Annotated in this window: 3 protein-coding genes; all 3 read right to left on the bottom strand. The window is 43.4% G+C overall.

The window, feature by feature from the left end; genetic code table 11:
* Positions 1-1,452, bottom strand: a 1,452-nt coding sequence (locus PX636_RS12305; protein WP_288117392.1) for a DEAD/DEAH box helicase, incomplete at its 3' end; no start/stop codon positions are given.
* Between the two features lie 336 nt (positions 1,453-1,788).
* On the bottom strand, positions 1,789-3,762 hold the full coding sequence (htpG, locus tag PX636_RS12310; protein WP_288117396.1) for a molecular chaperone HtpG: 1,974 nt from the start codon (positions 3,760-3,762) through the stop codon (positions 1,789-1,791).
* Positions 3,763-4,021: 259 nt separating this feature from the next.
* Entirely contained in the window at positions 4,022-5,119 is a 1,098-nt protein-coding gene (gene ribD, locus PX636_RS12315; RefSeq protein WP_288117394.1) for a bifunctional diaminohydroxyphosphoribosylaminopyrimidine deaminase/5-amino-6-(5-phosphoribosylamino)uracil reductase RibD, read from the bottom strand.
* Positions 5,120-5,248 lie beyond the last annotated feature (129 nt).

A 5,248-nucleotide genomic window follows, 5' to 3' on the forward strand; every position in this document is an offset into this window, starting at 1 on the left:
AGCTTTCGGGAAAGAAAAAGATTTTTTCGGAGCAGAAGGCAATAATTCCAATTGTCGATTACCGGTTTTATAGCTAGTTTTATTTTTATGCTCTCCCCGTCGTCGTTGGGAGGTTTTTTCCTCCGTGGTATTTTCGGCTATCACTTCATACAAAATCGCCCGTTTATCCTCTTGTTGCCCTTTTCTTAACACCCGTCCTAAACGCTGAATATATTCCCTGGTGGAACCGGTTCCCGATAAAATAATCGCGATGCGCGCTTCCGGCACATCAACCCCTTCATTAAGAACATGGGAAGTCACCAGAATTTTGTATTCTCCCTGACGAAAACGGGTCAGGATTTCATGGCGTTCTTTCACGGGAGTTTGATGGGTTATGGCAGGTATTAAAAAGCTCTCGGAAATGCGGTAAACTGTGGCATTATCGTTGGTAAAAATTAAAATTGGTTCCGGATGGTGTTCACAGATTAACTCGGCTAAAACCCGCAATTTTCCCTGGGTTCCGGAGGATATTTCCTTCGACTCCCGGTGGGCCAACATGGCCCGACGCCCTTCGCTACTTCTGGCACTAATCATGACAAAATTTTGCCAACCATCTAAACCAGACAAACTGAGATTATTTCTTCTTAAAAAATCATTGCGAATTTTAATTGCTTCTTGATATTTTTCCTGTTCTTTGGCGGATAGTTTCACTTTAATTTGAATTATTTCATGATCCGCTAGGGCTTTTCCTGACAAGTCTTGGGGACTTTTTTGATAAACAATTGCACCAATAAGATAATCTAAATCCTGATGACTACCATCACCACGATCCGGTGTTGCTGTTAAGCCTAAACGATAGGGTGCGATCGAATCTTCCGCTATTTTCCGAAAGAAATCCGATGGTAAATGATGACATTCATCAAAAATCAAAAAAGCGTAACGATTGCCAAGAGTTTCTGAATAAATTGCCGCACTTTGATAGGTGGCGATTAAAATAGCACTATTATCCTTAGAACCTCCCCCTAATAATCCCACCTCGGCATCGGGAAAAGCCGCCAACATCTGGGCATACCATTGGTGCATTAAATCAATAGTCGGCACGATAATTAAGGTACTGCGGGGAGTCGATTGTAGAGCTAATTGGGCAAGATAGGTTTTGCCGGCAGCGGTGGGAAGGACAATGACACCCCTTCTCTGGGATTTTTTCCAAGCGATTAACGCTTCCGTTTGGTGGGGGTAGGGTTCCCGTTCAAAACTGGCAATTAATTCTAAATTGTTGAAAGCTTTTGCTTCATCTTGGAAGTTAATGCCCTCCTCCTGTAGAGTTTCCACGAGAGGACGATAATGAATGGCCAAAATGCGAAATCTTTCGATACGATCATCCCAAGTGGCAAAATCTAGCCATTTTTTCCCCTTTGGTGGTGGATGGAGAATTAAGGTTCCTCGCTCATATTTGAGGGTGGGTAAGCGCATTTTTCAGTTATCAGTAAACAGTAAACAGTTATCAGTAAACCGAACGTAGGTTGGGTTGAAGCATGAAACCCAACGCCCGCTCATGTTACGCTACCGCTAACCCATCCTACAAATAATTGTGCCTCCCTACTTATCAGTAAACAGTAAACAGTAAACAGTAAACAGTATAAGTGAACTGAAAACTTACATCTGATAACTGATAACTGATAACTGATAACTGATTCAAGGCTGACGGCGGCAAGATAGCTTATCGCTAGATCATATTGATCAGGTTAAAAAAAGAGTGTGAACTAACACACTCTCAGCATATCGAAACAGCTAAAGTTTGGCAATAGATTAAATCTTTTCGGTTAGCTTAGTCAGAACGCGATTGGAACGTTCCACAAAAGCTTGCATTCCCTCGGCATCAAATCCTTTTTGAGCGATTAAAGCTAAATCATAAACGTGCTGACAGAGCATTTTCGCTAATTGCGCCGATGGAGATTCGCCGCTACCGGTAACAATACTTCCCTGACTAATCTGGACAATCTGTTGAATTAAGGGATGATTAGTATTAATCATCAGAATATGTTCTTCGGGGAAAGCCATGGCTTTTTGTTGCATCATTGCCGTCATTTCCTGTAAGCGTCGCATCGCTTCTGGAAGTAAGACAATTGCCGGGGGAGTAGCTTGGGGATCATCGGATTTCAAGGCTTCAGTTTTGATATTGATGCGGGAATTATCGAGGGCTTTGGCGAAGATTTCTTTGATCAATTCAGCCCGGGTTTTATTACTAACGGGATCGATAATTTCACTAGCTTGATCCTGTTCGAGCAGCGTCGAGTCTAATTCAGAATCAACCCGGGTGAATTTCACATCGGAGTATTCTCTTTCTAGGAAAGGAATAAAGTAATTAGTATCGATGAAAGAATCAAAGAAAAGGATTTCTAAACCTTGATTTTTGTAGAGTTCAACGTAGGTGGATTGACTACGAGGATCGGTACAGTAAAAAACTCGATTTTCGTGGCGTTCTTTATGGCGTTCTAGGTAGGCTTTGAGAGTAGTATAACCTTCCTGTTCGATCGCTTCTAGGGGAGTTTTCGCCGTTGCTTCTTGCCATGCGTCACCTTCGGCGGTTTGCACTGCCACTTGTACTGGGGTTTCTAGGGGTTTGTAGGTAGTCCGATAGATTAAAATATCTTCTACCTGCTGTTTAAATTTATCCTCTTTCAAGGAACCAAATTTAATAAAGGTTCCCACATCTCCCCAACAACGAATATATTCTTTTGCGTCTTCATTGTATAGAGATTTGAGGCGATCAGCAATTTTTTTGGCAATAAAATCGGCAATACGGCGAACGGTGCGATCTTTGGTTAAAGCACTTCGAGACACATTTAAAGGAATATCTGGACTGTCGATAACTCCTCGCAAGGGCATCAGGAAATCGGGAATAATTTCCTCGCAATGATCGCTGACAAAAACCTGATTACAGAATAACTTTAATTGTCCTTTTGAGACATCCACATCCGGTCTTAGTTTGGGAAAATAAAGAATGCCATTGAGCAAGAAAGGATAATCGGTATTCAGATGTACCCAGAGTAAAGGTTCTTCTTGGAAAGGATAGAGATAACGATAGAATTCTAGGTAGTCTTCTTTAGTCAGATTTTGAGGAGATTCTTTCCATAAAGCCCGTTGTTGATTAATCACTTCCCCATCAATTTTAATGGGAACGAGCATAAAATCTGAGTAGGTTTTGACTAACTGGCGAATGCGGGCAGGTTCTAAATATTCCCCTTCCTCATCCATCAAAGTTAGGGTAATAGTCGTGCCGATTTGGCTGCGGGAAGAATCGGTTAATTCAAACTCTGGAGAACCATCACAAGACCAATGGACAGGGGTAGCACCTTCTTGATAGGAAAGAGTATCAATCTCTACCTTTTTAGCCACCATAAAAGCCGAATAGAAACCTAGGCCAAAATGACCGATTAAATCGTTGGCTGATTTTTGGTATTTATTGATAAATTCTTCCGCACTGGAAAAGGCAACTTGGTTAATATATTTCTTGATTTCTTCCCCCGTCATCCCGATGCCATTATCGGTAATTGATAGGGTACGATTTTCTTTATCGATGGCGAGATTAATTTCTGGTTCGGGGACTTCTCCTCTTGCTTCTCCTGCTAAAGAAGCCATTTTTAATTTCGAGATGGCATCAACACTATTAGATATCAATTCCCGTAGAAAAATTTCATGGTCAGTGTAGAGAGATTTTTTGATAATAGGGAAGATATTCTCGGTATGAATCGTGATATTACCTTTTTCGAGTACCGTCATACGTTCAATCACTAAGGGTTTGACTATTCTAACTTTTTTATTTTGCTCGATAATGGCACCATTGATCACAGAGCGATTGCCCAACTTCTTCTAGGGGGATAACCGTACCGATAAAGGCATTTAACGGCAGCGGGGCGATTTCTAGAACTTGATCGCAAAAATCGGGGTTAATTGCCAGATTATCGGGGTTATTGATGACTTTGTGACTTTTGCAAGCGGTTGGTTGAGATTTGCTGATTGAGGGGGAATTGCAGTAGCTCTACTGTTCACTTTGCAGATATCCCTCGATCAAAATATCGGGATTGAGATAATTAACCGTGACATTTTTTAACTGTAAAGCTTGGCTCATTAACTGGAAACCTAAATCACCCACGGCAGTAGGTGCTTGGATTCCCCCGATGATTTTTGGCGCGATAAAAGCGATAATTTTTTGTACCATGCCCTCAGCGATCGCCGCTGCACTTAAACCGCCGCCGCACTCCCACAAAACCTGACAAAATCCCCTCTGATAAAGATTTTCCATCACTAAAGTGGGTGTCACCTCGGTGAGTTCGATCACTTCCACGCCTTTTGTTAATAATTGTTGCTGAAGCTTGACATTAGAATCAATTTGTGTGTAAAGAAGCGTGGGAAATTGACTGGTATCCCAAAGATGGGCGGAGGAGGGTAAATCGAGCGATCGAGTCATGACCACGCGCAGGGGATTATGATCGGAGAGGCCGTGAGTGGTTAGGTGGGGATTATCTTGACGGACAGTGCTACCGCCGACGATAATCGCATCACAGGCCGATCGCAGTTGATGGACTATTTGGCGAGAAGCGGGGCTAGTAATCCATGTGCTATGACCGCTAGTAGCGGCAATTTTGCCATCGAGAGTCATGGCATATTTGAGGATACCGAAGGGTTTTTTAGCGGTGATGCGATGGATAAAACCCTGATTGAGTTGAAGACATTCTGACTCCTCCACTCCCACCAGCGTCTCGATACCTGCCGATTCTAATCTTTGAATGCCTTTCCCCGCCACCAAGGGATTAGGATCGATCATCCCTACCACCACTTTTTTAATGCCTGCTTGCACAATTGCCTCGCTACAGGGTGGAGTACGTCCATAGTGGTTACAGGGTTCAAGATTGACGTATAAAGTGGCACCACGGGCTTTTTCTGCCGCCTGTCTCAGGGCGAAAACTTCTGCATGGGGTTGTCCGGCCCCCGGGTGAAAACCTTCGCCGATAATTATACCCTCTTGAACGATCACAGCACCCACCAAAGGATTAGGAGAAGTCCGCCCCAAGGCTTGCCTAGCAAGGGTTAGACATCTTTGCATCATTGTGCGATCGAATTCTGTTGCCCGGTCCATGGTTTATTTCTCCAAATGAGGGGAATGGGAGTTGGGAGTTGGGAGATGGGGAGGTGGGGGAGATGGGGGAGATGGGGGAGACCACTTCGTGCGCGTTGCGGGGGGAGATGGGGAAAATAAATAAAAATA

The organism is Microcystis sp. M53598_WE2 (assembly GCF_030067735.1).
Lineage (GTDB): Bacteria > Cyanobacteriota > Cyanobacteriia > Cyanobacteriales > Microcystaceae > Microcystis > Microcystis aeruginosa.